The organism is Methylobacterium ajmalii (genome assembly GCF_016613415.1).
GTDB lineage: Bacteria > Pseudomonadota > Alphaproteobacteria > Rhizobiales > Beijerinckiaceae > Methylobacterium > Methylobacterium ajmalii.
In genome coordinates this window covers 1-4,366 of sequence record NZ_JACWCT010000069.1, presented here as the reverse complement: position 1 = coordinate 4,366, position 4,366 = coordinate 1, and the positions used below count along the sequence as shown (strand labels likewise).

Below are 4,366 nucleotides of genomic sequence, written 5' to 3'. Positions count from 1 at the left end.
GATCCTGCCACCGCCGCCGAAGCCCGGCAGCGCCGCGCACGCCGCCGACGCGGCGACCTACGCCGCGACCCGGGCGCTCGCCGGCACCCCGCGCTGGGCGCTTGCCACCGCCGACATCCCCTCGGGCATCGCCGCGCTCCTCGGCCACTTCTCCTGCCCCGCCGGCCGCCGCCTCGACCCCGTCCGGCTGCCGGTCCTGGCCGGTCTCCTCGCCCGCGTCCGCCGCGACGTGGTGACGGTGGTGCGCGACGCCAAGGCGCATTTCGCCCGCCTGCGGCCGCATCTCGGCAACGACGCGCTCCTCTGCGGCCCGCGCAGCCGGGCCCTCGACGAGAGCCTCGCCTACCCGTCCGGCCACGCCACCGAGGGCTGGACCTTCGGCCTCGTGCTGGCCGCCCTGATGCCGGAGCGCGCCGCCCCGGTCCTGGCCCGCGCCCGGGTCTACGGCGAGAGCCGGATCGTCTGCGGGGTGCATTGGGCGAGCGACGTCGAGGCCGGGCGCCTCGCCGGCAGCGCCCTGTTCGCGGCGCTGATCGGCGATGCGGCGTTCCGGGTCGACCTCGAGCGGGCCCGGGCCGAATTCGCCGACGCGGCGACGGTCCCGCCCGATCCGGCCGTCTGCGCCCGCGAGGCCGTAGCGTCGTCGTCTCCCTGACGACGGTCCCGCCTTCCCGCTGAGCGTCCTTCGGGCCGGGGAGCGCGCCGTCGGCCACGACGCCGGATCCTCCCGAACGAGAACAGCCCCCGACCGGGTGACGGTCGGGGGCTGTTCTCGCAGCAACGTTCAGGGGCGCGTCACGCCGCGTTGCGCTTCCCCTTCCGCGCCCGCCGGCCGAGGATGTTCAGCGCCTCGACGCCGGCCGAGAAGGCCATGGCGGTGTAGACGTAGCCCTTCGGCACGTGGGCCCCGAAGCCTTCCGCGATCAGCGTCATGCCGATCATGATCAGGAAGCCCAGCGCCAGCATCACCACCGTCGGGTTGGCGGCGATGAAGCGCGACAGGGGATCGGCGGCCACCAGCATCACGGTCACCGCGGCGAGAACCGCGATCACCATGATCGGCACGTGCTCGGTCATGCCGACCGCCGTGATGATGCTGTCGATCGAGAACACGAGGTCGAGGATCAGGATCTGGCCGATCGCCGCGGCGTAGCCGAGCGAGGCGCCCCCACCGGTCTTCTCCGCCGGATCGGGATCGAGGCTGTGGTGGATCTCCTTGGTGGCCTTCCAGAGCAGGAACAGGCCGCCGGCGATCAGGATCATGTCGCGCCAGGACAGGCCCTTGCCGAAGATCTCGAACACCGGCTGGGTCAGGTGGACGATGTAGGCGACGGTGCCGAGCAGGGCGAGGCGCAGGATCAGCGCGAGCCCGATGCCGATGCGCCGGGCCCGCGACTGCTGCGCCACCGGCAGCTTGTTGGTGATGATCGAGATGAAGATCAGGTTGTCGATGCCGAGCACGACCTCCATGACGACGAGGGTCGCGAGGGCGGCCCAGGCCGTCGGGTCGGCGGCGAGCTGAACGAGGGACTCCACGGCGAGATCCTCTCTACGGGAAGATCGAGGGGCGGCCCGTCGGCGCCGCGGGCGGCGGGGCGTGGACCTGGACGGCTTGTCGCAGCACCCGCACGTGGGCGGGGGTGTAGGTCGTCAATTCGCCGTCGGTGTTGACCGGGCGCGGCTTCTTGGTGCGCAGCACCACCTCGGTGGTCTGGAAGGCGCGCACGTCGGCGGCTTTCCCTTGCGTGCCCCGGCGCAGGGCCGGCAGCAGGGCCAGCAGCCGCCACCAATGGGCGACCTCGAGGCTGTAGAAGTTGAGCAGGCCGTCGTCGACGGTGGCGTTCTCCTCCACCGTCATGCCGCCGCCGTAGTGGCGGCCGTTGCCGACCGAGACCTGGATCGTGCGCACGGTCTCCACCGTGCCGTCGTGCTCGATATAGACCGTGAACGGCCGCGAACGGCGCAGCAGCCGGAACGCCGCGACCGCATAGCCGACGGTGCCGAGGCGGCGCTTGAGGTCGGCCGTCAGCTCGCCGGCGAGATCGGCCGAGAAGCCGATGCTGGCGACGTTGAAGAAGTAGTGGCCGTTGACGCAGCCGAGGTCGATCGGCCGGGCCGGCACGGACGCGATCACCTCCGCGGCCTCCAGCGGGTCGGCCGGCAGGCCGAGGCTGCGGGCGAGGTCGTTGGCGGTGCCGAGCGGCAGGATGCCGAGCGGCAGCTGCGCCTCCGTGAGCGCCTGGGCGGCGGCGTTGAGGGTGCCGTCGCCTCCCCCCAGGATCACCATGTCGCAGGTGGCCGCGTGGGCGTGGATCAGCGCCTTGCAGTCGGTCTCGCCCGGCGGCGGATCCACCGGCTCGATGCCGCCGCGGCGCAGCACGCCCTTGACGGCCTCGAGGTCCAGCCCGCCGTTGCGGGCCTTCTTGTTGACGACGAGCAGGGCCCGCCGGGTCGCCTCAGCGCCGGACATTGGCGCCTCCCGCGACGGGACGGGAATGGACGGGGGGAACGACGCGCACGAGTGCGGGCCCTCCAGTGCGATCGTGCCGCGTCAGCACAAAGGCAGAGAAGGGGTCCGACATCGCGGTCGACGCCTCGAACCGCCAGAGGGGCCCGGACCCGGGGAGCCCTTCAGGTGGGGTCGCGGCCGCGCTCGGCAAGGGCTGCGCGCTCGCAAGAGCACCGCAGGCTCGGCGAACGGGCCGCCGGGCCGGGAGGAGCGCCCTTCGCGCGGGACGCCGGCCCGATCCGCGGTGGGCCCGGGACCCGCGCGGGGATGTGGGCAGCGTGGGTAGCGGGGAGGGCGCAGCGTCCGCAATGGAACCGTAACCGCGGCGACGAACGTTCACCGTTCTGAACCTGGTCCTCCCCCCGGTGCCGCCCCCCATGCTCGGTCCCTTCCGGCCTCTCCCCACCCGTCCCGCGGCCGCCCTGCTCGGGCTCGGCGCGAGCCTCCTGATCGTGCCCGCCGCCCTGGCGCAGGGCTGGGTCGATCCGCCCGCCCGCGCCGGCGTGGCGCCCGCCCCCGCGCCGAAGGTCGAGCCCGGCCCCCGGGTCGAGGCGCCGCCCGCCAAGGTCCAGGCCAAGTCCCAGCCGACCGCCCCGCGCCGGCTCGCCGAGGAGGCCCACCGGCCGGCCCGCAGCGGGCTCCATGCGGCCACCGAGGCCAGGCGCGCGGCGCGTCTCGCCCGGACCGAGCGGCCGCTGCCGGTGCAGATTCCCGCGCCCGCCCCGGTCGCCGTCTCGGACGGCCAGATGCGCGACTGGGCGGTGGCCTCGCAGCGGCTCGCGCGCGACTACCTGGCGTCGATCTCGGGGCCCAACGGCACGACGCTCGCGGACGCGCCGGGCTTCTACGGCAATCAGGTCGTCTTCCACGGCCGCACGATGAGCGTGGCGAGCCTGATGTCCGAGAAGCGCCGCTTCGTGCAGCGCTGGCCGGAGCGGCGCTACCGGCCGCGGCCGGATTCCCTGCGCACCGCCTGCAGCGCCGGCCTCGCCCTGTGCCAGGTGCGGGCAACGGTCGACTTCTCGGCCTTCAGCCCCGCCCGCGGCGTGCGCTCGCAGGGCACCGTCGACCTCGAGCTCGCCGTCAGCCTGGCGGGCGGGCGGCCGGTGATCGTGTCGGAGAACAGCCGGGTCGTGCGCCGGGAGGCCGTGGCGAGCCGCGACTGAGCGCATCTCGCGACCTCCCGGTCACCGCCGCTGCCCGTCGGGGCGGCGGCCCGACGGGCGTCGCGGGCGAGACATCAAGCGCGGCCGCCCTGTGACAGGACGCTGTTCGGCACCTACATGTGGGGCGGCCCGGACGACGGGTGCGGCTCGGGACCCCCGCTGCCGGGACGATGGGACGTGATGCGGACATGACCACGCGTGAGCAGTTGCAGGCGCTGATCCGGGCGGAGATCGACCGTCAGCGTCCCGTCGCGGTGGCCCGTCGCACCCTCGAGCTCCTGGTCGAAGCGGCGATCCGGCGCCTCGACGCCCCGCCCGGCTACCAGGTCGTCGACCGCGACGGGCGCCCGCGCACCCGGACCACGGCCGGCGAGGTGCAGCCCCTGACCCTCGGCGACCTCGTCGACGAGCTGCGCCGCCAGCACCCGACCCTCTTCCTGCCTCCCGCCGCGCCCGGCCCCGCCGCCTCGGCGCCGGCCGCGCGGGACTGGATCGTCGTCGATCCCGCGCCCCGGCCGGGCACGCCCGCCCCCGCCCGGCCCGACCGGACGGCGCGGCTGAAGGAGACCGTCCGGGGTCTCGGGGCGCGCTTGCGCCGTCCGCCCCCGGAGCCCGCACCGCCCGAGGCGGCCGCGCTCCCGGTCGCCCCGCCCCCGCCGGGCGCGGGGCTGAAGCCCGGCCTCGCGCGGCG

Annotated in this window: 4 protein-coding genes and 1 pseudogene; 3 read left to right on the top strand and 2 right to left on the bottom strand. The window is 75.0% G+C overall.

Annotated elements, in window-relative coordinates; genetic code table 11:
* The coding region (locus HPY23_RS13130; RefSeq protein ID WP_200649624.1) for an acid phosphatase at positions 1-655 on the top strand (655 nt) is incomplete at its 5' end.
* Positions 656-795: 140 nt separating this feature from the next.
* Here the strand turns inward: HPY23_RS13130 and HPY23_RS13125 are convergent.
* Positions 796-1,536, bottom strand: coding sequence for a TerC family protein (locus HPY23_RS13125; RefSeq protein ID WP_091882847.1), 741 nt, complete (start codon positions 1,534-1,536; stop codon positions 796-798).
* A 13-nt stretch (positions 1,537-1,549) separates the two neighbouring features.
* Positions 1,550-2,470, bottom strand: a complete 921-nt coding sequence (locus HPY23_RS13120) for a lipid kinase (protein ID WP_091882850.1) — start codon at positions 2,468-2,470, stop codon at positions 1,550-1,552.
* Between the two features lie 416 nt (positions 2,471-2,886).
* On the opposite strand from HPY23_RS13120, the gene HPY23_RS13115 reads away from it, so the two are divergent.
* Together HPY23_RS13115 and HPY23_RS13110 are read left to right on the top strand one after the other, a co-directional pair.
* Positions 2,887-3,675, top strand: coding sequence for a hypothetical protein (locus tag HPY23_RS13115; protein ID WP_091882853.1), 789 nt, complete (start codon positions 2,887-2,889; stop codon positions 3,673-3,675).
* Between the two features lie 188 nt (positions 3,676-3,863).
* A pseudogene (locus tag HPY23_RS13110) lies at positions 3,864-4,366 on the top strand (thermonuclease family protein); the annotation flags it as partial.